Annotated in this window: 21 protein-coding genes; 6 read left to right on the forward strand and 15 right to left on the reverse strand. The window is 60.2% G+C overall.

Annotated elements, in window-relative coordinates:
- The first annotated feature begins 87 nt into the window (after window positions 1-87).
- From IEV53_RS13990 to IEV53_RS14005, 4 genes are read left to right on the forward strand one after another with little or no spacing between them, the layout of a single operon-like run.
- Complete coding sequence (locus IEV53_RS13990) at window positions 88-2385, forward strand: TonB-dependent siderophore receptor (protein ID WP_188427452.1); 2298 nt, start codon at window positions 88-90, stop codon at window positions 2383-2385.
- Window positions 2382-2666 carry a hypothetical protein gene (locus IEV53_RS13995; RefSeq protein ID WP_188427453.1) on the forward strand — a complete coding sequence of 95 codons (285 nt, stop codon included), beginning with the start codon at window positions 2382-2384 and terminating at the stop codon, window positions 2664-2666. Before IEV53_RS13990 ends, IEV53_RS13995 begins: the two co-directional genes overlap by 4 nt.
- A complete protein-coding gene (locus tag IEV53_RS14000; RefSeq protein WP_188427454.1) occupies window positions 2663-2971 on the forward strand; it encodes a hypothetical protein in 309 nt (102 codons plus the stop codon). The genes IEV53_RS13995 and IEV53_RS14000 overlap by 4 nt, the downstream gene beginning before the upstream one ends.
- The gene (locus tag IEV53_RS14005) at window positions 2968-4518 is read left to right on the forward strand and encodes a PepSY-associated TM helix domain-containing protein (RefSeq protein WP_188427455.1); all 1551 of its coding nucleotides are present in this window, start codon (window positions 2968-2970) and stop codon (window positions 4516-4518) included. Before IEV53_RS14000 ends, IEV53_RS14005 begins: the two co-directional genes overlap by 4 nt.
- A gap of 44 nt (window positions 4519-4562) precedes the next feature.
- On the opposite strand, the gene IEV53_RS14010 is transcribed toward IEV53_RS14005, so the two are convergent.
- The 7 genes from IEV53_RS14010 to IEV53_RS14040 form a co-directional block, all read right to left on the reverse strand.
- Window positions 4563-5873, reverse strand: a complete 1311-nt coding sequence (locus IEV53_RS14010; protein WP_188427456.1) for a serine hydrolase domain-containing protein — start codon at window positions 5871-5873, stop codon at window positions 4563-4565.
- Between the two features lie 205 nt (window positions 5874-6078).
- The gene (htpG, locus tag IEV53_RS14015; RefSeq protein ID WP_188427457.1) at window positions 6079-7947 is read right to left on the reverse strand and encodes a molecular chaperone HtpG; all 1869 of its coding nucleotides are present in this window, start codon (window positions 7945-7947) and stop codon (window positions 6079-6081) included.
- Window positions 7948-8023: 76 nt separating this feature from the next.
- On the reverse strand, window positions 8024-8422 hold the full coding sequence (locus IEV53_RS14020) for an NUDIX hydrolase (protein ID WP_188427458.1): 399 nt from the start codon (window positions 8420-8422) through the stop codon (window positions 8024-8026).
- Window positions 8423-8432: 10 nt separating this feature from the next.
- Complete coding sequence (locus IEV53_RS14025) at window positions 8433-9107, reverse strand: HAD-IA family hydrolase (RefSeq protein ID WP_188427459.1); 675 nt, start codon at window positions 9105-9107, stop codon at window positions 8433-8435.
- Between the two features lie 82 nt (window positions 9108-9189).
- Complete coding sequence (locus IEV53_RS14030) at window positions 9190-10302, reverse strand: glycerophosphodiester phosphodiesterase family protein (RefSeq protein ID WP_371869890.1); 1113 nt, start codon at window positions 10300-10302, stop codon at window positions 9190-9192.
- A 143-nt stretch (window positions 10303-10445) separates the two neighbouring features.
- A complete protein-coding gene (locus tag IEV53_RS14035) occupies window positions 10446-12863 on the reverse strand; it encodes a TonB-dependent receptor (RefSeq protein ID WP_188427461.1) in 2418 nt (805 codons plus the stop codon).
- A 190-nt stretch (window positions 12864-13053) separates the two neighbouring features.
- Window positions 13054-13857: an OmpW/AlkL family protein gene (locus IEV53_RS14040; RefSeq protein ID WP_188427462.1), complete on the reverse strand. Its 804-nt coding sequence runs from the start codon at window positions 13855-13857 to the stop codon at window positions 13054-13056.
- Window positions 13858-14148: 291 nt separating this feature from the next.
- On the opposite strand from IEV53_RS14040, the gene IEV53_RS14045 reads away from it, so the two are divergent.
- Entirely contained in the window at window positions 14149-14760 is a 612-nt protein-coding gene (locus tag IEV53_RS14045; RefSeq protein ID WP_229719911.1) for a Crp/Fnr family transcriptional regulator, read from the forward strand.
- 108 nt (window positions 14761-14868) lie between these two features.
- The gene (gene murA / locus IEV53_RS14050; protein WP_188427464.1) at window positions 14869-16131 is read left to right on the forward strand and encodes a UDP-N-acetylglucosamine 1-carboxyvinyltransferase; all 1263 of its coding nucleotides are present in this window, start codon (window positions 14869-14871) and stop codon (window positions 16129-16131) included.
- 159 nt (window positions 16132-16290) lie between these two features.
- Here murA and IEV53_RS14055 read toward each other — a convergent pair whose 3' ends face one another.
- The 8 genes from IEV53_RS14055 to IEV53_RS14090 all read right to left on the reverse strand — a co-directional run bounded on the left by IEV53_RS14055 (window position 16291) and on the right by IEV53_RS14090 (window position 23732).
- Window positions 16291-17811, reverse strand: coding sequence for a GMC family oxidoreductase (locus IEV53_RS14055; protein ID WP_188427465.1), 1521 nt, complete (start codon window positions 17809-17811; stop codon window positions 16291-16293).
- On the reverse strand, window positions 17808-18449 hold the full coding sequence (locus IEV53_RS14060; protein WP_188427466.1) for a gluconate 2-dehydrogenase subunit 3 family protein: 642 nt from the start codon (window positions 18447-18449) through the stop codon (window positions 17808-17810). The genes IEV53_RS14055 and IEV53_RS14060 overlap by 4 nt, the downstream gene beginning before the upstream one ends.
- A 264-nt stretch (window positions 18450-18713) precedes the next feature.
- Complete coding sequence (gene dcd / locus IEV53_RS14065) at window positions 18714-19265, reverse strand: dCTP deaminase (protein WP_025841649.1); 552 nt, start codon at window positions 19263-19265, stop codon at window positions 18714-18716.
- Between the two features lie 82 nt (window positions 19266-19347).
- On the reverse strand, window positions 19348-19641 hold the full coding sequence (locus IEV53_RS14070; protein ID WP_188427467.1) for a putative quinol monooxygenase: 294 nt from the start codon (window positions 19639-19641) through the stop codon (window positions 19348-19350).
- Between the two features lie 13 nt (window positions 19642-19654).
- Entirely contained in the window at window positions 19655-19843 is a 189-nt protein-coding gene (locus IEV53_RS14075; RefSeq protein WP_188427468.1) for a hypothetical protein, read from the reverse strand.
- A complete protein-coding gene (locus IEV53_RS14080; protein WP_188427469.1) occupies window positions 19840-21021 on the reverse strand; it encodes a glycosyltransferase family 4 protein in 1182 nt (393 codons plus the stop codon). Before IEV53_RS14080 ends, IEV53_RS14075 begins: the two co-directional genes overlap by 4 nt.
- A gap of 126 nt (window positions 21022-21147) precedes the next feature.
- A complete protein-coding gene (locus IEV53_RS14085) occupies window positions 21148-23349 on the reverse strand; it encodes a pyrroloquinoline quinone-dependent dehydrogenase (protein ID WP_188427470.1) in 2202 nt (733 codons plus the stop codon).
- The gene (locus IEV53_RS14090; RefSeq protein WP_188427471.1) at window positions 23349-23732 is read right to left on the reverse strand and encodes a glycerol dehydrogenase; all 384 of its coding nucleotides are present in this window, start codon (window positions 23730-23732) and stop codon (window positions 23349-23351) included. Before IEV53_RS14090 ends, IEV53_RS14085 begins: the two co-directional genes overlap by 1 nt.
- Window positions 23733-23736: the final 4 nt, after the last annotated feature.

Here is a 23736-nt window from a genome sequence, read left to right on the forward strand (position 1 = left end):
TCTTCAGGTAGTATGCAATTGACAATGAATCGCATTTGAAAGAAGTCCTGCGCGGGTTTTGAACAGTTTGATGTGAAATTTAAAGCGATGCGCAGGATAATCGGTCTCGTCGCCCTTGCCGCTGCAAGTGCCTCTTCCCTGACTGCCGCTCAGGCAGAAAACAGCCAGCCGGACTCTGTCCTGCGGCAGAAACCGGCGCTTAAAAACACGGATCGGCAAAAACAGGCCGAAACGAAGCGCGACAAGGCGCACAAGGACAAGGCCGATGAGGTAATTGTCGTTTCGGCTACCGGGCTTTCGCAGGCAGGAGCAACGACGAAAACACGTACGCCCATCATCGACTCTCCGCAGACGATCTCGATCGTTACGCGTGAAGAAATCGAATTGCGGGCCTCGCCGACCATCGCCGACGCGCTTTCCTACATGGCGGGTGTGCAGGCAGAGCCTTCAGGCATCGATAATCGGGTGGATGAAGTGTCGGTACGCGGTTTCGGTGCTGGTGGATTTTCGTCCAACAACAACTTCGTCGATGGTCTGCGCCTGCCTTCGGGCGGGCAATGGACACGTACGTCATTCGACCCCTTTGCCCTGCAGCAGATCGAGGTGCTCAAGGGGCCGTCCGGTGCGCTTTACGGCCAGACAGCGCCTGGGGGTATCGTCAATCTGACAACCAAGCGCCCGACCGAAAAATCGCATGGCGAATTTTTCCTGCAAACCATCGGCTACACCAAGCTTGGCAACTGGCAGGGCCAGGCATCGGGTGATGTCTCCGGCAAGCTGAACAAGTCCGGAACGGTCCGTGGTCGTATTGTTGCGGTGGCACGTTACGGCGGTACGCAGGTCAATGATGTGAATAGTGGCCGCTATTATGTCTCGCCCAGCCTGACCTGGGCCTATGCGCCCGGCTCGAGCTGGACGCTTCTCGCGCAGTATCAGCGCGATACCGGCGGCTCGACTTTCCAGTTCCTGCCCATGACTGGCACGCTTGTGCCGTCGAAGGGGCGCTATATCGCCAATGATGCAAATATCGGCGAGCCGGACTGGAATAATTTCGACCGCACGCAGGCGCTGGCAGGCTCGTTCCTCGAGCATCGCTTCAGCCGCATTTTCACGCTGCGGAACAATACGCGTTATACCTATCTCGATAACCTCTATCGTTCGACCGTGCTCTCGGGCGATACGCTCACCAAATGTACCGCCGCCATCAAGGGGTGCGTCCCTTATGACACCGTCAATCGCCGTGCGGTTGAGGGGCGTGGACGGTCACAGGGCGTCGCAACTGACACCCAGCTTGAGGCGAAGGCAAAGACAGGCATCGTTCACCATACGCTGCTCGTCGGCACAGATTATTTTTACACGAACTGGGAAAGCTCCCGCGATCTGGTGAATTCAGCGCTCGTGCTGCCCATGCTCAATATTTTCGATCCGGTCGCGCGTGGCACGACGGGTTATTCGGCCGGACTAGCACCGCAGGTCTATGGTGCGACTGAATCACAGCAGAACGGCATTTATTTTCAGGATCAGATCAAGATCCAGAACCTCTATATTACCGTGGGTGGGCGAGAGGATTGGGCGCGTGACAACACGCTCAATATCCTGACCCAGAAGCGTTATCAGAATAACAATGACAAGTTTACGTGGCGGGCCGGTGCGGTCTACCGCACGAAAATCGGTCTGGCCCCCTATTTCAGCTATGCGACTTCGTTCCAGCCTCAGGTCTCCGATCCGTCGACCGCGCTTGATAACAAGCCTTTCAAGCCGACAACGGGCGATCAGTATGAAGCCGGTCTGCGCTATCAGTACGGCAAGAATATCTATGTCACTTTCGGCGCCTATCAGATCAAGCAGCGCAATGTGACCACGCCCGCCCCGAGCGGGGTTCTGTGCGGCACCGCGACCTGCCTAGTGCAGACGGGCGAAATGCGGGCACGTGGCCTCGAGCTTGAGGGCCGGGCGACCCTGCCCTGGGATATGGCCGTCATTTTCACCGGCACGCGCAGCGATGCCAAGATCACGGAATCCAACACGCTGTCGCAGGTCGGCAATTACATGAATGCCGCGCCGAAATGGATGGCGTCGCTATTCGTCGATCAGCGTCTGCTTCATGGTCCGATGCGTGGTGCCGGTTTTGGCGGTGGTGTGCGTTATACCGGCCATTCCTATGGCGATACGGCCAATACGCTCTCAATCCCCGGCTACACGCTTTTTGACATGTTCCTGCGCTATGATTTCGGTGTGGCGCGGCCACGCTATGACGGGCTCTCTTTCTCGCTCAACATGCGCAACATCGCGAACAAGCGCTTCGTTGCGACCTGCACTGCAGTGTCAGCCTGCTATTACGGTCAGGGCCGCAGCCTGACGATGCGTCTGGAGTATCGCTGGTGAGCCACGCACCGCTCTTCGTTCTGACGGGTGTGGTGCTGTCATCTGGGGCGGGTGTCCTGTTTTATCTGGCGTCGCACCAGCAGCAGATCTTGCCCAGACGCCTGCCATTCAGGCCTGGGGTGACAGGAGGCATAGTGCTGAGTGTACTTACCTGTCTGGCCTTTTCTGCAGCGACGAGCCCTCTGGTCGGGATTTTCATGAGCGTTGTCGCGCTGATGACGGTCACGAGCCTGTTTCCGCTGGTCGTGGCGCTTGCGATCCATAAAAGGCGCCCCTCATGAAAAAACGCGTCATCGATAACCGGCAATGGCCCGCGAAGGTTCTGGCGGGTCTGATACTCGGTGCGATTTTCTCTCTGGGGATAATGGTGCTGATCGGTCATGTCTGTGGCAGCACGGGCAATCCGATGACGCAGTCGGCGCAATGGCTGATGTGGCTTGCAGCCCTGCTCTGGGTGATTTGTCTCAGTCTCTGTTTCCTGTTCCGCACGGGGCTGGGGGCATGGCTCGGGTTTGGCTGGCTGGCCTGCCTTGTCTGGCTGATCGACACGCTCCTTACGGGCTTTGACGCGGCAGGTGGGTCATGAAATTGCGTGCCGACATCGTGACCGTCTATCGCGAGCTGCATAGCTGGGTGGGCGTCGTGGCGGGGCTTTTCCTGTTCATCGCGTTTTATGCCGGCGCGATCAGTATGTTCGAGCCTGCACTGGAATCCTGGCTGACGCCGCGTGTCTCGCTTCCTGTGGCGGTATCGCTCGACCGGACGCCTGAGCTGGCGCAGAAGGTGTTCGAGGCTTTTCCCGAAAGCCGCAAAAATTACACGATCGTGGTCGCTCCCGATGCCGATCATCCCGCCCGCATGGTCTGGCCATTGACCGCATCGCGTCACGGCCATGGGGCGCAGTCTGTCATGATGGCCGCGCTCGATGAGCAGGGTGGGCTTGTGACAGCGCAGCGCAAACCCTCGGAAGTGGCGCAGCTGATCGATACGCTGCATCAGCAGATGGGGCTGCCTTTGCCTCACGAGATCGCCATGATCGTGATGGGTTTCATCGCTCTCGGTTATGCGCTGGCGCTTGTTTCCGGCACGCTGGTTTTTCTGCCAGCTCTGGCTCGGGCGCTTTTCGCGGTCAGGCTGGAGGGCAGTGTCCGCCGCAAATGGCTCGACCTGCATAATCTGCTGGGTTTCTGCTCACTGCCGTTTCATATCATCATGGCGCTGACCTCCGTGGTGTTTGCCTTCCACGATGTCATCTTTACGTTGCAGGCGGAATTTCTTGCCCATGAGCAGAGCGACGCCCATCGGGGGGGACATGCGGGCCGCGCCATGGCTGGAATGCCCCATGGCTCTCGTCCGCCCGAGGGAGCTGTGCCGCTTTCTCCGGCCGAAATCGTTTCGCGTCTTGCCCATGAGGCGCCCGGCTTCAAGCCCGATACGCTCGATTATTCAACGCATCCAAATGGCGCCATGATGCTGCGTGTTGCAGGCCATGACCCCGCGCATCTCATGCGCGGACCGAGCAGCGGTTTTACGACCATGGACCCTTATTCGGGTCGTCTGATCTGGCGTGATTATCTGCCCGGGTTCCAGCCGGGAGGCTTTGCGGCGCTTACCAGCTTTTTCGCGCTGCATTTCGGCAGTTATGGTGGCGCACCCATACGCTGGGCCTATCTGGTGCTCGGCTTTGCCGGGGCGTTTCTCTTTTATACGGGCAACCGCCTCTGGATTGCGGTCCGCCGACGAAAGGAAAAGGCGACCGGGCTTGAGACCGATACGCGCGGAACGTGGTTCCTTGGCCGCTTGACCGCCGGGTGCTGCGTAGGATGCATGGCCGGTATTGCGATGTTGCTCGACACGGCGCTCGTCAGACCGGGCTGGGTCTCTGATCATCACGCCATGACGGTGTATCAGGTCGTTTTCTGGCTGTTCGTTTTTGGCGCCTTTATCCCGCAGATAAAGGAGCGGGCCCTTCTGGCGGTCTGTGGCGTCTTTTACCTGCTGCTGACCGTGCTCGTTTTTCTGCATGGCGGACGCGACATGACGACCAGCTGGGCTGTCGCCCTTGTTTCACTGGCTCTTGGCGTCGCGCTATGCCGCCATGCCCTGCGGCGTCAGCGGTCGCGCGCAGCGTGACGAGCCTTTCTCTCGGCCAGAAGCTGTCCGAGAGAAAGCAGACTTCATTTCTGCAGTCCGTTGGCTATGGCGTTGAACATGAGGGACGCCTCCAGCGGTTGTTTGGCGAAAGAGGGTTCTGCCTCTGGCCAAGTCGACCACTGGACGATCACCAGCTTCTGTTCAGGGTCGATCGCGATAAGCTGGCCGAAAATACCAATGGCCCAGAGCGTCCGGGCGGCAGTCATGCCGTTTCGGGGGGCGACATGGCTGGCAGTGGCTGGAACATCGTTGTGCCACCACTCGAAGCCGTAAGTGCCATTGGGGTGAGACGGGGTGACCGAATGCAGCGCGCGTGTCCAGTCGCTGCATTCTTTCAGCCATGAATTGGGCAGCATCCTGCGGCCGTCGGGCAGAACCCCCTCATTCATTACGAACAGCCCGAACTTCCCCCAGTCTTCCAGCGTGGCGTTGAAGCCGTGGGCACCCACATCATGCTGGCCTTTGCAATAGCTGTGCCAGACGCCGTCATGGGTCATGCCGAAGGGCTGCCAGATGTTGTCCTGCAAGTTTTGTGCGAGGGTCTTGCCTGTCGCTTTTTCGAGAACGTCGCCCAGAACCCAAGCGCCGCCTGAGGAATAGGACCATTCGTTACCGGGTGCCGCGACCGGCTTGCGGTCTGGCGTGTTCACCAGTGTTGTGACGCAGGCATAGGGGTCCTTGCCCGCCTCACAGGCTGTCAGCTGTGAGAAATCGGAGGCCGGGTTTGTATAATCCTCGTTCCACGCGACGCCCGAGACATGCTGAAGCAACTGGCGGATCGTGATGTTACCCCATACCGTGTGCTCGAATTGCGGGTCATAGCGACTCACCCTGTCATCGAGCGACTGGATATGGCCCTGTTTGAGGGCGGTACCGATCAGGGTCGAGACGACGGATTTGCCAAGCGAACGCGAGGTCCAGAGCGTGTCTGGCGTGTTGCCGCTGCCATAATAGCGATAGACGATCCGGCCGTTCTTGATGACCATCAGGCCGGTGACGTTGTTGCGGCTCAGATAATCCGCAAGCGTGTAGCGTTTCGCGTCGACCTCGTAGTGAAGCGCCGAGAGATCCTGCAGGGCAACGGGGAGAGGTGACGGCGTGCCGGCTTTGAAGACATCGCCTTCATACATGCGCCAGTCATTGCGAAATCCGATGACCCGCTGTGCCTGTCCCCAGGTGAGCATGTCTTTGGCCGCAGGCAATGTCTTGTCGGCCGGTGTCGGACAGGATGAGAGGCCGAGTTTATGACACGCCTTACCGGCGGTACTGGCTCTGGCTACGGCAGTGCTGCCAAGCAGGAGAGCGCAAAGAAGGCTGACTGTTCTGATCTGCATTTTATGAGAGACCCTTCTTGTTCTTGCCGAAACGGTCAGCGGAATTCTGACCGCGATTGACGACAAGGGTGAGTCTCAAAGGGGCAAGGTCACGCCCATTTCATCAGATCGGTGCCCGGCTGGAGGCCGCGCCTACGCACAGGGCCGGGGCAGATTGCCCCCGGAGAAACTGTGCTCTCCGGGGGCGGTAACGCGTAATCTGATATCAGACCGTAATGCCGCTGGTGAGCATGGCGGTCAGGCGCTGCGCGAAGCCGGCGGCGTCGGGCAGGGTTTCGCCATCCTGGATACGGGCCACATCGAGCAGGACGCGTGCATAATCGGCAACGCTTTCGCCCTTTTCAACGCGGGCCGCCAGATCGCGGATGAGCGGATGGTGCGGGTTGATCTCCATGATCGGCGCAGAAGGCGGCATGCCCTGACCTGAGCGACGCATCAGGCGCTGCATCATCAGGTCCGGACCGCCCTCGCTCGTGATGACCACGGCGCTGCCGACCAGACGCACGGTGCCGCGTACATCCTTCACATCATCGCCAAGGGCCTCCTTGAGCGCCGGGATCAGCTTCTCGAGATCCGCAGCCTCGCCTTCCGGCGTGGGAGCCTCGAACTTCTCCAGATCGCCATGAGCCTGATTGATGGATTTCAGGGTCTTGTCTTCATAGGAAGACAGACGATCGGGCCAGAAGCCATCCACCTGATCGGAGAGCAGCAGCACTTCGATGCCACGGGCACGGAAGCCTTCGAGCTGCGGCGAAGCAGCCAGGGCCTCGGCATTTTCACCCGTCAGGTAATAGATTGATTCCTGACCCGGCTTCATGCGCGTCAGATAGGCGTCGAGCGTAGTCGGATCGTCAGACGCCGTGGAGCGGAAGCGAGACAGGGCGGCGAGTTCCTGGCGGTGCTCGGAATCCTCCCAGATGCCTTCCTTGATGATCGGGCCGAAATTTTCCCAGAACGTGCCGAAGGATTCGGCATTTTCCGTGTCCTTGGCGCGGTTCTTGATTTCGGTCATTACGCGCTTGGTCACGGCCTTCCGAATGCGCTGCAGCACCGGCGTTGATTGCAACATTTCACGCGAGACGTTCAGCGGCAGGTCTTCGGTGTCGACAACACCTTTCACAAAGCGCAGCCAGGCCGGCAGAAGCTCGGCGTCATCGGTGATGAACATGCGGCGCACATGCAGATGCACCTTGCTCTCACGCGACTGCTCCATGAAGTCGAACGGGCGCGCACCAGGAATGAACAGGAGCGCCGTGAATTCCGTCGTGCCTTCTGCGCTCCAGTGCAGGGTTGCATAGGGCTCGTCGAACTGATGGGCGACGTGACGGTAGAATTCGGTGTACTGCTCGGGCGTGATGTCGGATTTCGACTTGCGCCACAGAGCCGTGCCCTCATTGGCCGATTTGTCTTCCTCACCTTCACGCAGTGTGATCGGCCAGGAAATATGATCGGCCCATTTGCGGATGATCGAGCGCAGACGCCAGGCATCGAGAAATTCGTCGGCATCGGTTTTGACATGTAGAATGATGTCTGTGCCGGGCTGCTCGCGCGTGGCAGGGGCGATCGTATAGGCACCCTTGCCGTCAGACGACCACTGCCAGGCCTGATCGGAACCGGGCTGGCGTGAAATCACGTCCACCTTGTCGGCCACCATGAACGCTGCATAGAAGCCGACGCCGAACTGGCCGATCAGGCTGGGGCGGTCTTCAGGCTTGGCGCTGTTCAGCTTCTCGCCAAAAGCGCGCGTGCCCGAGCGCGCGATGGTGCCCAGATTGCTTGCCAGCTCTTCACGGCTCATGCCGGCGCCATTGTCGCTGATGGTCAGCAGACGGGCATCCTTGTCGGGGTGGATGCGAATGGCGGCATCGGCGGGGAGGGCCTTGGCGGCGTCGGTCAGAGCCTCGAAACGACGCTTGTCCGAAGCATCGGCAGCATTGGCCACGAGTTCACGCAAGAAGATCTCGCGCTCGGAATAGAGGGCATGGACGACGAGATCGAGCAGACGGCCGACTTCTGCGCTGAACTCATGTTTTTCGGCGCCCTGGACCTGATCTTTTTCTGTGTTTTCGGTCATGGATATCCCTTGAGACTGTGATGGCGCCGTAACGACGCCTATTTGCAGGGAGAAGTAGAAATGCGCGTCTCTTTTTTCAAGAGAGGCAGGGCCATAAGGGCAGTACGCAATCGCGCGTCAGGGGCGCGAGGGAGAGCGAAACGGCATCGTCAGGCGTGACCCAGCGCGCTTCGGCAATTTCAGCGGCGACCTTGATGGCGCCGGTCCAGCGCAAGGCGAAGAGTTCGGCCCGTACTGTATGGCCGGGCTCATTCGCCGCCGGGGCCTCAATCCGTTTCAGAAAGCGACAGGCTTCTGCCGAGGCCTGAAGGCCAAGTTCTTCGTCAAGTTCACGAAGCAGGGCGGCACAGGGTGTTTCACCGGGTTCGATCTTGCCGCCGGGCTGCATGAAGGCCGCAGTGCCCTGCTTGCGCACGAGAAGGAGGTGCCCCGCCCCGTCATGAAGCAGGGCGGCAGCAATATGGATCACAGGCATTGTCAGGCAGTCAGACTGTCTCGCCAAGAATGCTCAGACGGCCATCCTCGTTCTGATGGGCCTTGAGGGCCTCATATCCCGGAACGGTCGGGTGCGGGACGTCGACTGCATGGGTATGGGTGGCGGTAATCACCACCACGCTGGCATTGGCGGCTTCACCCGCCTTGATGCCGGCTGGCGCATCTTCGAACACGGCGCAGTTCTTGGCTTCGAAACCGAGACGCTGCGCGCCAAGCAGGAAGCAGTCCGGGGCGGGTTTGCCGTTTGGCGCGTCTTCTGCCGTGATAAGAATTTTCGGCAGGGGCAGGCCTGCAATCTGGATGCGCTTGAGCGCAAGATCGCGGGAGGCCGAGGTGACGATGGCCCAGCGATCTGCAGGCAGGCTGTTCAGAAAAGCCGTGGCGCCGGGAATGGGGTCAATGCCATGGGTGTCTTCCAGCTCCCGACTGGTAATCCAGTGCGCTTCCTCAGCCGGGTCGACACCCGGCAGTTTCTGGCGACGAATGGTTTCGATGGTCTGCACGCCATGGATGGTAGGCAGGAATTTGGCAACATCCAGACCGTGCTTCTGTGCCCAGAGGGTCCAGACGCGTTCTGCCGCGATAATCGAGGTCAGGATCGTGCCATCCATGTCGAACAGGAAGGCATCGAAGGAACGTCCGGGAAAAAGGTCATGCTCGGCCAAAAGACATCTCCGTCATGAGAACAGGGTCAGCAGGGTGGGAGACCCTGCATGACCTGTGTAACGCAGACAAGCTTGATTCAGATCAACCCGCCGTGTCGACGGCAAGACGGCCGAGGGCCGGGTCATCGGTGAAGAATCCGTCCAGCCCCATGTCGAGATAGCGTTTGACTTCGGCAATCATGCCTTGCGGATTGCGGGCATTCAGCGCGCCACCATCGCGCAATTCCTTGGGCAGACAGTAGTTTTCCGGACGCGCCGTGTAGGAATGAACCAGCAATCCGGCCGTATGCGCATTGGTGATCAGTGTGGTGGGGGTGCCCCAGGACCCGTCCGGATTGCGCGGAATCAGATCCGTATTGGATGGGCCGATGACATCGGCAAACCGGCGTATGGCGCGCAGGCCTTCGGGCTTCATGAAGTCGCCGAAGGTTTGGGCGGCACTCTTGCCCAGCAGATCGGGCGGTGTCTGGCCGGGCTCGCCCATCAGGAACATGACCCGTGCCTGCGGGTTGATCGCGCGCGTCTTGTCGCCGATCGCCTTCAGATTGGTTGTCTCGAAGGACTGAAGTTCCAGCGGGGCCTGACGGGTGTATTCATGCGCCGCAATGGTACGCAGGAACGCGGTTTCCGGGTCCAGACCGAGGCTGTGGAAATGGGTGGAATTCTTGATTTCGGGAATAAGACCGAACACCTTGCCGCGCGCGGCAGATTCACCAGCGACAAAATCGATGACCTCTTCAAAGGTCGGCACATCGAAATGCCCGTCATAGCGCGTGTTATGCGGGCGAAGCTGCGGCAGGCGCTCTTTTGCCCTCAGGGTCTTGAGTTCTGCCAGGGTGAAATCGGTGGTGAACCAGCCAGTCTCTTTCTGTCCATCAATGGTCAAGCTGCGCTTGCGGGTGGCAAATTCAGGGCGCGAAGCGACATCGGTGGTATCGGCGATATTGCTCTCATGGCGCACGATCAGCACGCCGTCCTTTGTCATGACCAGATCAGGCTCGATGTAATCGGCACCGTCTTCTATCGCCTTGGCATAGGAGGCCAGCGTGTGTTCGGGGCGCAGGGCGGAGGCGCCGCGATGCGCGAAGACCAGCGGCTTCGGTGCCAGGGAAGGAGCAGCGAACCCTTTCGTGGTCAGGCTCGGGGCGCTGATCCCGGCGAGGCCGAGAAACAGGGTATGACGACGTGACAGCAAATCAGCTCTCCTGAAGCCTGTCCCCGTCATGACCCGGCCGGGAAGAGGCGGTGTGACGACAGGAGCGATGCTGCCCGACCGGGTGGCAGATGGCGCTCCTGTTTTGTGGTCCCGGCTTTATGTCGCCTTGGGTCCGAACCGGATTACCAGGTGGCGCTAAGGGTCAAGAAATACATGCGCGGCGCGATGGGGAAGGCGGTGAACTGGTTTGAAACCTGGTTCACATTGACCGTGGACCATCCCTTGGTGTTGGTCAGGTTGGTGATATTACCCTGAACGCGCAAGGCCGGAATATGGGGGATACCATGAATGGTGTAGCCCGCATTCATGCTGAACTGCGCGGTCGGCGAGGCCCAGAGATCATTGGTGTAGGTCGTGTAGCGCTTGCCCATGACATCACCGATAAACTGGCCGTAGAAATTGCCCCAGTTGGTGGTGGCGACGAATTTCTCGGTCCAGTCAGGCTGACCGGCCACATTGCGGCCTGCAATGCGGATGGTGGACGTGCCGGAGTTGTAATTGTCGTTATAGACCGACTTGTTATAGCTCAGCCCGTTATAGAGCGAGAAATGCGGCCCGAACTGCGCGGTGAAGGAGAAATCCATACCGTCTGTCGTGACAGAGCCCACATTGGCGAGCGTCGTGGCCGAACCGATGATGGAAGACAGCGACTGCGTGGTGGCAATGGCGACCAGACGGTTCGAGAAATGCACGTGGTAATATTCGGCCTGTGCCGAGATATCGGTCAGCGGCCCAAGATTGACATGGTGATGGGTACGCAGGCCGGTCTCATAGGTCCATGAGGTCTCGACCTTGCCGTTCTTCTTGAAATCCTCGAAAGCGGCCTGGCTTGTGGCACCCCAGGGGGTGGCATTGCCGTAACCGGCGCTCTGATAGGAGCGCATGTTTTCCTGGATATTGGCGAACCACTGCTCGTTCGGCGTGATGTTCCACAAGGCACCGAATGAAGGCAGGAACGGCTTGGCCGCGGCAATCGTGCCGCCAGGCACGGTCACGGCGGTGGCAGGTGAGAGTGAGCCTGGCTTGCCAGCCACAGGCAGCGTGCCGTTGGTGTAGACCAGCTCGGATTTGAAGCCTGCCGAGAGCGTGAAGTTCTTCGTGACTTTCCAGCTGTCCTGCAGATGTGTGACGAAGGTGTTGGTATAGAAATAGTTGGTGTACTGCTTGATCAGCGCATCCTGCTGGCGATCATAAGGCGTCGTCGGATTATTGGCATCCAGCGGATACCAGCGACGGGCCTGGGTGTTGTTGTTGCGCTCGTACCAGCCCCCGACCTCAAGGTCGTGATGGCCCAGCTTGTAACGCAGCGTCGTGAGCAGGCCGCCACGGTTATCCCAATATTCCGTCGTGCGGGTGGCATAGCCCGACCCGCCGAACACGTTGCTGAGCTGGCTGGCACTCTGGTTCGGGAAATAGGCACTGAACAGCGTGGGCAGACCGGCAGCCGTGATCGGCCCCGCCACCACACCCTCACCAAGGTTGTGATGGTAATAGAGCTTGTTGTCCCAATGCAGATTGGCGTTGAAATCATGCTGCCAGCCCAGATAGGTCAGGAAATCCTCACGCTGGGCGGCTGAGTAGTAATTGCGATAATTCAGCCCGGCATTCTTGTAGGCAGCCGAGTTCAGATAGGATTTGGCGTAGGTGAAATCGGGATAGGTGAAGGGGCGCACATAGGTGCCATAGCCGTTGGGTAGCACGATCCCGTCTTCATTGGGTTCGACCTTGTCGGACCAGTCAAAGAAATAGGTGATCTTGTCCTTGCTGCCCTTGTGCACGAATTTTGCATTGACCTGATTGCCGCCCTGATGACCGGCAAAATCCCAGGCGCGGGCATCCTGACGGGCCCATGAGATATAGGCCGAGTTGCCGTTACCGAAATTGCCGGTATCGAAACGGGCAAAGGTGCGGAAGGTCGAGAAGCTGCCGAACGTCTGATCGAGTTGACCGCCCATCTTCTGCTTCGGGTCGAGCGAGGAGAACAGCAATGTGCCGCCCAGATTGGAGGTTGAGGCCGTGCCGAGGGCGCCAGAGCCGGTCGCCACTGTGGCATTGCCCACGTTTTCGCTGATCACGGCGCGCTGCGGTGAGAGGCCGTTATAGTTTCCGTAGGCCTGGTCACCCAGCGGAATGCCGTCAAGCGTATAGCCCAGCTGGTTCTGGTTGAAGCCATGGATGAAAAGCGAGGAATTCTGCTCGTTATTGCCCCAGGGATCGGCATTGTTGAAGACGACGCCGGGCAGGATCTGCAGCGCCTTGAGCGGGCTTACACCCGGCAGGATACGCTGAAGCTGCGTGTGGCCGACGCTCTGCTCCGAGCGGGTGCGGCGTGCGGTCGCGATGACCTCTTCCGCCGGTGCGGTAGAAACCAGAGCCTTTGCCTTGCGCGAGGCATTCTGGGCGTGGACCTGCGAGGCCGGTGCCGTATTCTGATGAACGGGAAGCTTCGCTTCTGCGGCATGAGCGGTTGCGCTCAGCAAAGCGAGGGGAGAGCAGAAGAGAGACAGCGTAAGGGCATGGCGCTGCTTGCGAAGCTTCATCAGTAAACTTTCCTTTAAGGCGGGCTCGAACGCGGCGCACCCTATTCGGAGAGTTCGTTACGGTGTGTGAAGCTTCGGTGATTTGGGTATGACAGGCCTGTTACAGGGCCTGGCGGCAATTTCGCGCAAAAAAAAGGCCACCCGTCTGACGGGTAGCCTCTTCCATTCCAATGTTCCCGGGGAGGAGAAATCAGAAGCGGTATTCGATACCGGCGCCGACAACCGTCGGGTCAAGCGAGTCATGAGCCTTGATGAAGGCGCCCGACCCACGGTCGTTGGCCCAGGCATGCATGCGCATGAACATCTGCTTGGCATCGACGTTGAAGAACCAGTTGCCGACCAGCTGGTAGTCGAAACCGACATTGACCGACGGGCCACCCGTCACGCCGACATTGAGCTTCTGCACCAGGCCGCCAGCGGGCGACACGTTGTGGAACCAGGCAAGCGTTGCGCCCACGCCAACATAGGGGTTGAAGCGCTTGTGAGGGCGGAAATGCCAGGCCAGCGTGATGGTGGGGGGAAGCGCCCAGGCACTGCCGACATCGATGTTGCCGAGCGGCGTGCCCTTGGCAGCCACTTCGTGGCGGGTGCTGGCAGCGATCAGGTCGATCGAGATGTTATCGGTAAAGAAATACTCGAAGGTGAGTTCCGGCATGACCTGGCTGGTGGTCTTGACGCGGCCGGGAATGGCGGCACCGTTCAGCCAGAGCTTGCTGTCACGATCCTGCGGGATGACGCCCAGAGCCGACAGACGGACGATGAAGTCGCCCTTGCCCAGACCGATCTTGGTGGTGGAGCAGGTCTTGAACAGGCCACAATCGTCGCTCGACGAATGGGGCGCAGCCATGGCCTGAGCCTGGGGGGCGAGAACCATATTGGTCGTCACCGGCGTATTGACGACCGGGGTCGTCTGGGCCTGAGCGGCCGGTGCTGCGACAGCAGCAGCGACGAAACCGGTCAGGAGAGCGCTTGAAAGTTTGAAAGAGGTCTTCATCGACGTCATCCGTGATTAAACAGTGACGTTCACTCACCATGCGCTATGATGCGACGCCTTGATCCATATCAAAGCCATGACAACGTTGCTGATGACCGTGGGGAATTAGCAACAGTATATGACTTAATGTTAACGAATCAAGAATAAGAATAAAAAAGAGGACTGTTTTTCGCCATGGATGCCCAGACGAGGGAAAGTATCAGCATGCTCGGATCTTGCGGCAGTTGCGGGCAGTGCCTCCATTGCGAAGCGCGATCACGCAGTATTTGTTCCGTGATCGATCCGGATCACATGGCGCGACTCGCTCAATACTCTCATCGGCTTGCTGTCTCGCCGGGCAAGACGTTCATTCAGGAAGGGGAAGCGGCGAGCGATTTCTTCATCGTCACCTCGGGTCACGCCAAGCTTTTCTCGCTGATGCCCGATGGTCGGCGTCAGATCATGGGCTTCGCTCAGGCGGGTGACTTTCTCGGGCTGGCCAGCGGCGCAACCTATGCGTTCAGCGCAGAAGCTCTGGGCTCGCTCTCGCTCTGTCGCTTCTCCCGTTCGGGCCTCGCTCTCCTGCGGCGCGAGTTTCCCGATCTCGAGAACCGTCTGATGGAAGAAGCCTCGCGTGAGCTGGTTCAGGCGCAGAAAAGCATGATGCTGCTCGGGCGCAAGACGGCACGCGAGCGTCTGGCCAGCTTTCTTTTGGAGCAGCATCAACGCTCGCCCACCCGTGAAATCGTCATTCATCTGCCGATGAGTCGTACTGGTATTGCCGATTATCTCGGTCTGACCATCGAGACGGTCAGCCGCACGCTCAATGCGCTTCAGCGCGAAAAGCTGATAGCGATCAGCCAGGTCACGCAGATCACCCTGCTCAACCTGCCAGCGCTTGAAGTTCTGGCCCGTGGTGGCTGAGTTGCGAGCCAGGCGACGCCTGCCCAATTGATGCCTTGACGCCGCCATGATGAAGGGGGAGAGAAGACACTTTCCCGTTAGAGCCTCATCCTTCAGGAGCGACAGATCATGGACCGTTTCATTATACGTGGCGGCAGGCGTCTTGAAGGCGAGATCGTGATCGGTGGCGCCAAGAACGCCGGTCTCAAGCTCATGGTCGCGGGGCTTCTCACCTCTGAACGCCTCATTCTCTCCAACGTACCGAAAATTGCCGATATCGAGACCATGCAGACGCTTTTGCGCCAGCACGGTATTGCGGTTGAGCCGGTGGATGCAGAAGGGCGCACACTGTCGATCGGTGGCCCTATCACATCCGTCGAAGCGCCTTACGATATCGTGTCGAAAATGCGCGCCTCGATTCTGGTGCTTGGCCCGCTTCTGGCGCGTGCGCATGAGGCGCGTGTGTCGCTGCCGGGTGGCTGTGCCATCGGCACACGTCCGGTCGATCTGCATCTGAAGGGCCTCGAAACCCTCGGCGCCAAGATTCGTCTCGAAAACGGCTATATCAATGCCAGTGCCCCTGGCGGTCTGGTGGGCGATCGCATCCTTCTGCCTTTCGCGTCTGTCGGGGCTACCGAGAACCTGTTGATGGCGGCGACGCTGGCCAAGGGGCGCACGGAGATCGTCAATGCCGCGCGCGAACCGGAAATCAGCGATCTGGTCGAGTGCCTCAACCGCATGGGCGCGCGTATCGCTGGTGCTGGTACCGGTACGCTGGTGATCGATGGCGTCGAGGCGCTGACCGGTGCCGAACACGCCATCATGGCCGACCGTATCGAATGCGGCACCTATGCCTGCGCAGCGGGTATCACGGGCGGTGATCTGCGCCTGATCGGTGGCCGCGTTCGCGATCTCGGTGCCGTGGTGCGCACGCTTGAGGAAGCGGGCGTCGAAGTGCTCGAGGAAGAAAACGCCATTCGTGTGCGTCGTAATGGCCCGCTCAAGGGGGTCGATATTATGACCGAGCCCTATCCGGGCTTCCCGACCGATATGCAGGCCCAGTTTATGGCCATGCTTGCCGTTGCGGAGGGCGCCTCAATGGTGACGGAGACGATTTTCGAAAACCGCTTCATGCATGTGCCTGAGCTGAATCGTATGGGCGCGCGCATCAATGTGCATGGCTCTTCCGCCATTATCCGTGGCGTCGATCATCTCTCGGGTGCGCCGGTGATGGCAACCGACCTGCGTGCATCTTTCTCGCTGATCATTGCGGGTCTCGGTGCGCAGGGTGAGACCACACTAAGCCGCATCTATCATCTCGACCGTGGCTATGAAGCCGTTGATCGCAAGCTCTCCGCCGTGGGCGCCGATATCGAGCGCATCAGCGAATAACCAAGCTCGACCGTCTCTCTGATCAGAAGAAAGAGCTTTCCGAAAGAGGGGATGAAAGGGGCGCGCCCCTTTCCGAGGGGCGGGGCAGCGCCCCGCGAGGCTCAAAAGGAAGCGATGGCCCTATACCCTGCCAGAGGGCCATCGTCCTCCGGAAACCCCTTATTTCGCCTTGATGGCTTGGGCCGTGCGCAGGCTCAGAGCCATGATCGCCAGTGCCGGATTGGCCGCCGTAGCACTCGGGAAGATCGAGTGATCGCTGATCCAGAGATTATCGATATCGTGGCTGCGACCAAACGGATCGACGACCGAGTCATCAGGGTCGGTGCCCATACGACAGGTGCCGATCATATGGGCGGCACGGTCCATGGCCCAGATATCCCTCGCCCCGGCTGCTTCCCAGATGGCGGTCATGGTGCGGGCCATATGCTCGTGCATGGCCTGTTCGTTGGGGCCATAGCTGAAGGTGATTTTTGGCTTGGGCACACCGGCACGACCGATCTCGTCTGACAGCGTGACAAGATTATTGTCATTCGGCAGGCAGTCGCCATGAGCACCGAGCCCGGCCATATAGTTATAGCCGCGCAGATAATTGGTCAGGGCCTCGCCCCAGAGACCACGCCCTCGTGCCACGCCCGTGGCCCATGTCAGAGGCATCATGCCAAGTGACTGGATGAGATAGCCGCCTGCGAAATCGGCATCCTTGGGGCGCATCATGTCTTCTGTGATGGTGAGCGACGGATAGCCCTTGTTGGGACGGATGACCTCGTCGAACCGTCCCCAGACCTGCGTCGAGATATGCGCCATATAGTTGCGCCCGACCTGGCCGCTGCGGTTGGCGAGCCCGGTATGAAGCAGCAGACGCGCTGTTTCGACCGCGCCGGCAGCAAGAACGAGCGCAGCGCAGCGCTGCTTGCGGTCTTCGCCGTTCTCACGATAGACGACCGTTGTCACACGACCTGCGCTGTCGCGTTCGATACCATGGACGAAGCAGTTCGGCCGGATTTCGGCCCCGGCAGAAACGGCCAGCGGCAGATAGGTAACGTCGGTGCCGGATTTTGCGCCGTTGCGGCAGCCCTGATGACAGGCACCACAGCCGACACAGGCTTTGCGATTGCCCCAGTCACGGGTGATGAGGGCGGTCGGACCATCGGCGTTGCGAATACCAAGCGCGTTGCACCCCCGGGCCATGGCCTGCGCGGCACCATTGCGCTGCGGCGGCGGGTAGGCATAGCGGCGTTCGGGGTCCCACGGGTAGTTTTCGGGGCCGGAAACTCCGATTTCACGTTCAACACGCTCGATATAGGGAAGCAGCGTTTCATAACCGAAAGGCCAGTCCACGCCTTTTCCTGTTTCGGTATGCAGGCGCATGTCACGCGCGTCGATGCGCGGCATGAAGGCACCGAAATGGAGCATCGACCCGCCAACGCCTGTGCCGCTGTTATTGCCGCCAAATGCCATCGGGTTGGCTCCGCCAGACAGGCGTTCCTCCAGCCAGTAGATTTCAGAGGCCGTCGCCTCATCGGGCGTGTGCTGACGCGGATCGAAGCGCGGGCCTGCCTCGAGCGCCACCACCTTCAGCCCGGACCGGGCGAGTTCGGCCAGAAGTGGGGCGCCACCGGCGCCTGTTCCCACAACAACGACATCGACCACGTCATGATCGTCAAAGCGGCGTCTGTTCATCGGGCGCGCTCCTTGACTTCGGGTTCCCACGCTTCGCTCACGCCTTCTCCCATTGCGGAGAAGCCTTGGAATACGCCATCGCCGCCATTGAAAACGGCATCAATGCCGAGCTGCGCCTGGACGGCCGGGTGACTGATGAAGATCTGCACGCAATCCGCACGCAGATCCGCAAACCAGGCGCGCATCTGGGTCGCATCGAGCGATTCCGTGCTGAGGGCGCCTTCTGCCATCGTGTGGACGAGACTGTCCTGCAATTCGGCGTCGAGCCCGGTGAAACCGGCACCATGACGCTGCCTGGCTGCGGTATCGATCCCGGTCAGTGCCAGTTCATAGGCCTCTATATCTGGTGGCAGGGAAGCAAAACGCCAGCCATCTCCGGCCGATCCAAGTCTTGAATCGATGCGTGCAGCGATATTGATGGTGGCATCCGGAAGGATGGCGGCCTGGGGAAGGACGCGCGCCGACAGGGCGCCGAGCACGTCATAGGCGATTTGTGAGAGATGACGCGGCTTGTAGCCTGCGTCGCTGGTCTGGGCGCGTTCCTCCATGACCTGACGGGTGCGGCCCGAGATACGATCGGAATCCAGCAGCGCCAGATAATCCGGGTCGATGGCGGGGGGCAGAGAAGTCTGGCTCATGGTACGTTCCCAAAACCGTGATGACGCCTCTAACATGCCCGGAGTGGCGAAAGTTGCCAATGCACCTCTTCCGGCAAGTCATTGAGAATGCTTCTCAAAATCATCTTTGGCGTTGGGAAGGGGGTTCGTTGTCAGACGAATGGGGGTGCGCGCTCCCCCGCTCTCCAGCAAACGCGCCGTCGCTCCTTTACTCCTCAAGGGAATGAAAAAGGGGCAGCGCCTTTTTGGAGAGGCAGAGGGGCAAGGCCCTCTGCCAACCAGGTTTCAGAGGCGTGGTGTCGTGACGCCAAGTTGCTTCATGTATTTGCCGGCGCGGTCGGCATAGCTGGTCTCGCAGGGAGAGGCGCCCTGGAAGAACAGAAACTGGCAGATGCCCTCATTGGCATAGATGCGTGCAGGCAGTTTGGTGGTGTTGCTGATCTCGATCGTGACCTGGCCTTCCCATTCGGGTTCGAGCGGGGTGACATTCACGATGATGCCGCAACGCGCATAGGTGGATTTACCGAGGCAGACCACGAGGACGTCGCGCGGGATACGGAAATATTCAACCGTATGAGCCAGAGCGAAGCTGTTGGGCGGGATGGTGATGTCGCCTGTGCGGGTGACGAAGCTGTTGGCAGCGAACTGCTTGGGGTCGACTACGGCATTATCGACATCGGTGAAGATCTTGAAGTCTTCGCCAACGCGGGCGTCATAGCCATAGGAAGACAGGCCGTAGGAAATGACACCTTCGCGTTTCTGGGCCTCGACGAAGGGTTCGATCATGCCCTTTTCCTGGGCCATTTGACGGATCCAGCTATCTGGCATGATGGGCATGGCGCGATTTCCAGTACGGTGAGGAGAACGGGGTTTGCAGGTCTAGCGCCAGCGCCACGGCTCTGCAAACCGCCAGGGATGATCAGGCGATATGGGTCAGGAAGACAACCTTCGAGCCGCCGCCCTCGACCAGGGTCTTGATGGCATTATTGAAGATTTTGCCATGTTCCATGCCCATATGGGCCTTGAAGGCGTCTTCGTCGCGATAGGTTTCCTCGACATGGAAGAAATCGGGATCTTCTTCGAGCGTATAGACGACGAAACGCTCATTGCCGGGTTCGTTGCGCACGTCATCGGCAAGAGACGTCAGCAGTCGGGCAATTTCCTCGCGCTTGCCGGGCAGGGCGCGCATGGTCGCATAAAGAACCTTGGACATGATCATGTTCCTTTCAGGGGGATGAAGCCGGGCCGGGGCCTGTCGGTGCTTCCTGGTCTTCGGGGGCCTTGACCGCGCGATTGCGCACCTGCGCCTTGCGACGCAGCAGATTGGCACGCAGGGCAGCGGCCTCACGCGCCTGGCGCTTTTCCAGATCGGCTTGCGCCTTTTCGGTCAGGGTGGTGCGTGGCGGCGTGGTCATGAGGTGAGTCCCAGAAAGCGGTCTGACAGGCAGCCACCGAGCAGTTCATCATAGACAGCGAGTGTGGCTGATTGCATCTGCCGGGTGGTGTAGTTTTCTGCAATGTGATGGCGCGCGGTCTCTGCCAGAAGGGTGCGAGCGCCATCTGACAGGGTCAGGATCTGCGCCAGCGCCTCGGCCAGTGCCGTGGCATCGTCAGGAGGCACGAGAAGCCCGGTGCGGAAGGGAATGACCGTCTCCATGGCACCACCCTGAGCCGAGACCACCACGGGACGCCCCATTGCCTGCGCCTCGATCACTACGCGCCCGAAAGGCTCGGGACGCAGGGACGGTACGGCAACGACATCGGCCAGTGCATAAGCGGCGGGCATGTCCTGACACAGCCCGGCAAAACGCAGACGTTCGCGCAGGCCCAGCCGGATGGCGGTGGCCTCGACCTCCTGCACATAGCTGTCCTTGGGGTCGGCCGGGCCAACCAGAACGCAGAGCCAAGGTCCCGGAAGCTGCGTCTGAAGATGAACCATGGCCCTGAGCAGGAGAAGCTGCCCCTTCCATCGTGTCAGACGACCGGGAAGCATGATGACCGGCGTACCCGGCGGCACCTGCCATTTTTCTGCAAGAGCCTGAATCCGTGCACCATTGACGATATCGGGGTCGAAGCGGGTCATGTCGGCCCCGCGTGGAATCAGGCGCAGCCGGTCATCGCCCACGCCATATTCCTCTCTCAGGCGGGTAGCGATGTAGGTGCTGATGGCAATGACACGTCTGCCGCGCGCCAGAACGGCGTTATAGCGTTTCTTGCCGGGGAAGCCTGCCTTGTGAACACCATGCCATGTCGTGACGAGCGGGGTGCCCGTGCGCCGTGTGGCATGCCACGCCGCCCATGCCGGTGCACGGGAACGCGCATGGACCAGATCGATGCGTTCGTCCCTGATGAGCTGGGCGAGCACCTTTGCATGACGCCAGATGGCAAAGGGTGATTTCCGCCCGAGCGGCAGATCGATATGACGGGCGCCGATGGAGAGCAGCTTCGGCACGAGCGGTCCTGTGGCGCCTGCCACCAGCGCCCGCCCTCCTGCGGCGATGATTGCCTCGGCCATCTCTAGGGTGCCCTGCTCGATACCTCCCGTGCCGAGGGCCGGAAGAACCTGAAGGATATGAGGGCAGAGACGCGACATGGTCTGGCGGTAGCATGAAGCGCGCGCCGCAGGGAGAGGAAACGGGAGGACGCCATCAAAAAAGGGCCGGGGAAAACCCCCGACCCTTTTCGATATGCACCGTCAAAGGGGAAGACCCCTGGCGGTTCAGTGCTTCTGGTCTGCCGTATCAGGCAGAGCATAGACCACGAGCTGGTCAGACACGGGGGTCATCATGAAGTGGTGACCGCCTGCCATGATGGCGACGTACTGCTTGCCGTTGACTTCGTAGGTCATCGGGTTGGCCTGGCCACCGCCGGGCAGAACGTCAGACCAGACATCCTTGCCTGTGCGGATATCGATGGCACGGATCTGGTTGTCGGTCGCTGCCGCGACGAAAACGAGACCGCCCTTGGTAACGACCGAACCGCCATTATTGGGTGTGCCGATATTGAGCGGCAGACCTGTTGGCATGTTCCACGGACCATTGGCGCGTGCCGTGCCGAGCGGACGTGACCACAGAACCTTCTTGGTCTTGATGTCGATCGCTTCGATCATGCCGTAAGGCGGCTTGTTGCACATCATGCCCGTATAGTGATTCCAGAACGGGGTCACGACGATGCCATAAGGCGTGTCGGCCTGAGCGCCGTTGCCTTCTGCACCGCCGCCAGCCGGGTTGTAGCTGGGGTTGTCGATCGGCTTGAGGCCCAGCGCATCCGCCTTCTTGCGGGTGATGAGCTGGTCATACATCGGCGTCGAGTTCCAGTTGGCGATGACGATGCCCGATTCCGGGTCATAGGCCATGCTGCCCCAGTCACTGCCGCCGTTATAGCCGGGATATTCGATATTCGGCTTGTCGAGGGCAGGCGGGGTGAACTCACCCACATAACGCGCCTTGCGGAACATGATGCGGCAATAGAGCTGGTCGATGGGCGACATGCCCCACATGTCGCTTTCCTTCAGATCAGGGAAGGCAAGACGCGGGAAAGCGGTCGACCAGGGCTGGGTCGGGCTGCGCGGGTCGTCAGACATCGTGCTGGCAGGAGCCGGCTTTTCGACCACCGGGAATTCCGGCAGCGGCTTGCCTGTGGCGCGGTCGAGCACGAAGGTCTGTCCACGCTTGGTGGGCACCAGCAGGGCCGGGGTGACCGTGCCGTCTTCGTGGTGATAGTCGAACTTGGTGGCCTGCGAGCCGATGTCATAATCCCAGACATCCTTGTGCGCTGTCTGGAAGACCCAGCGCGGCTCACCTGTCTTGACGTCAATCGCGACGATCGAGGAGGAAACGGCGTTCTCCTTGTCCGTGCGCATGGCGCTGTAATAGTCGGCGGCCGAGTTGCCTGTTGGCACGTATACCAGACCCAGTTCGTTATCACCGGTCATGGCGGCCCAGGAGTTGGGCGTACCGCGGCTGTAGAACTTGCCCGGTTCGGGCTGGTGATGATCGTCGGGATTATTGACGTCCCAGGCCCATACGAATTTGCCGCTTTCTGCGTCATAGCCACGGATCACGCCGGACGGTGCCCAGCGACGCTGACCGTCGAGGACTTCATGATTGACCACGACGATCCCGTTGATGACCGGAGGCGGGGTCGTCATGGAGACGAAGCCCGGTACGGACTCACCCATGCCCTGCATCAGGTTCACCTGGCCGCCAAAACCGAAGCCCTCGCAAGGCTTGCCGGTTTCGGCATCGACCTGGATCAGCCGCATGTCGAGCGTGGCTTCCATGATGCGCGTATGGCAGGCCTGACCCTCGGGAACGGTCGAGGAGGTGTAGTAGGTCACGCCCTTGCAGGCAGCCGTGTAGGGAATGGAGTGGTATTTCACACCCGCATCATGACGCCAGATTTCCTTGCCGGTGGCAGCGTCGATGCGCATCATGTCGTTCATGGCCGAACACATGTAGAGCGAGTTGCCTACCTTGATCGGCGTCGTCTCGGCGGCCCATTTATTGGCCTGACCCGGACCGGGCTTGCTGCCCGTATGATAGACGAAGGCGCGCTTGAGCTGACCAACGTTTTCGGGTGTCAGCTGGTCGAGCGGCGAGTAGCGGTTCTGGCTGGAATCGCGTCCGTAGGCTGGCCAGTCTTCGCGGGCAGGTGTCGCGTCGATCTGCGGCACAGCGGCCGGAACCTCGTTGATGCCGATCTCAGAGATGTCGGGCAGATTGGCGGCATTGACGCCGGGGGCCTGCGGGGCCGAGGGCGCCGGCCCACCGAAGCGCCCTGCGCCGGCATTATGCGCCGTGGCCGCAGTAGTCGTTTCTTCGCCGGGTGTGCTGTTGGACGGCGGAATCTGCGCGAAAGCCATTGAGGCGGAAATCATGCCGCCCAGAATGGTGGCGGTCAGAAGGGCTGGTTTACGCATCAGACGGCTCCACGGGAAACTGGACGAACCGTATCCTGACGACGCAGAACCGGCAGGCTGAGCACGACCAGAATGGCGATGAGCGTCGGGCCGAAAAGGCGCGGCAGCCAGCCCCACCAGTCGAAACCAGCTTCATAGATGGTCCAGACGAGCGTTGCCGCCCAGGCAAGAAGGAAGAGATAGGCGCCAAGCAGACGGCCCATGGCCATGAGCCCCCCCGATGCCAGCAGAACGATGCCGCAGATCAGGTAATAGGGAGAACCGCCAAGGCTCAGAAGATAGCCGCCACCACCGACAAAGATGAGACCGAAAATAACGATCAGGATGGCGAGGCCCAGTGTTGCCCAGTCGCCAATGCGCCTGGGTCTGGAACGAGACGTCATGAAT

It is taken from the genome of Asaia siamensis, assembly GCF_014635085.1.
GTDB classification, from domain to species: Bacteria; Pseudomonadota; Alphaproteobacteria; order Acetobacterales; family Acetobacteraceae; genus Asaia; species Asaia siamensis.

Bases quoted from the DNA above. Each gene is read 5' to 3' on its own strand.
- IEV53_RS14085 (WP_188427470.1), bottom strand. From the start codon at position 23,349: ATGCGTAAACCAGCCCTTCTGACCGCCACCATTCTGGGCGGCATGATT.
- htpG (WP_188427457.1), bottom strand. From the start codon at position 7,947: ATGACCGAAAACACAGAAAAAGATCAGGTCCAGGGCGCCGAAAAACAT.
- IEV53_RS14020 (WP_188427458.1), bottom strand. From the start codon at position 8,422: ATGCCTGTGATCCATATTGCTGCCGCCCTGCTTCATGACGGGGCGGGG.
- IEV53_RS14055 (WP_188427465.1), bottom strand. From the start codon at position 17,811: ATGAACAGACGCCGCTTTGACGATCATGACGTGGTCGATGTCGTTGTT.
- IEV53_RS14060 (WP_188427466.1), bottom strand. From the start codon at position 18,449: ATGAGCCAGACTTCTCTGCCCCCCGCCATCGACCCGGATTATCTGGCG.
- IEV53_RS14005 (WP_188427455.1), top strand. From the start codon at position 2,968: ATGAAATTGCGTGCCGACATCGTGACCGTCTATCGCGAGCTGCATAGC.
- IEV53_RS14000 (WP_188427454.1), top strand. From the start codon at position 2,663: ATGAAAAAACGCGTCATCGATAACCGGCAATGGCCCGCGAAGGTTCTG.
- IEV53_RS14070 (WP_188427467.1), bottom strand. From the start codon at position 19,641: ATGTCCAAGGTTCTTTATGCGACCATGCGCGCCCTGCCCGGCAAGCGC.
- IEV53_RS14040 (WP_188427462.1), bottom strand. From the start codon at position 13,857: ATGAAGACCTCTTTCAAACTTTCAAGCGCTCTCCTGACCGGTTTCGTC.
- dcd (WP_025841649.1), bottom strand. From the start codon at position 19,265: ATGCCCATCATGCCAGATAGCTGGATCCGTCAAATGGCCCAGGAAAAG.
- IEV53_RS14035 (WP_188427461.1), bottom strand. From the start codon at position 12,863: ATGAAGCTTCGCAAGCAGCGCCATGCCCTTACGCTGTCTCTCTTCTGC.
- IEV53_RS14075 (WP_188427468.1), bottom strand. From the start codon at position 19,843: ATGACCACGCCGCCACGCACCACCCTGACCGAAAAGGCGCAAGCCGAT.
- IEV53_RS14045 (WP_229719911.1), top strand. From the start codon at position 14,149: ATGGCGCGACTCGCTCAATACTCTCATCGGCTTGCTGTCTCGCCGGGC.
- IEV53_RS14080 (WP_188427469.1), bottom strand. From the start codon at position 21,021: ATGTCGCGTCTCTGCCCTCATATCCTTCAGGTTCTTCCGGCCCTCGGC.
- IEV53_RS13990 (WP_188427452.1), top strand. From the start codon at position 88: ATGCGCAGGATAATCGGTCTCGTCGCCCTTGCCGCTGCAAGTGCCTCT.
- murA (WP_188427464.1), top strand. From the start codon at position 14,869: ATGGACCGTTTCATTATACGTGGCGGCAGGCGTCTTGAAGGCGAGATC.
- IEV53_RS14090 (WP_188427471.1), bottom strand. From the start codon at position 23,732: ATGACGTCTCGTTCCAGACCCAGGCGCATTGGCGACTGGGCAACACTG.
- IEV53_RS14010 (WP_188427456.1), bottom strand. From the start codon at position 5,873: ATGCAGATCAGAACAGTCAGCCTTCTTTGCGCTCTCCTGCTTGGCAGC.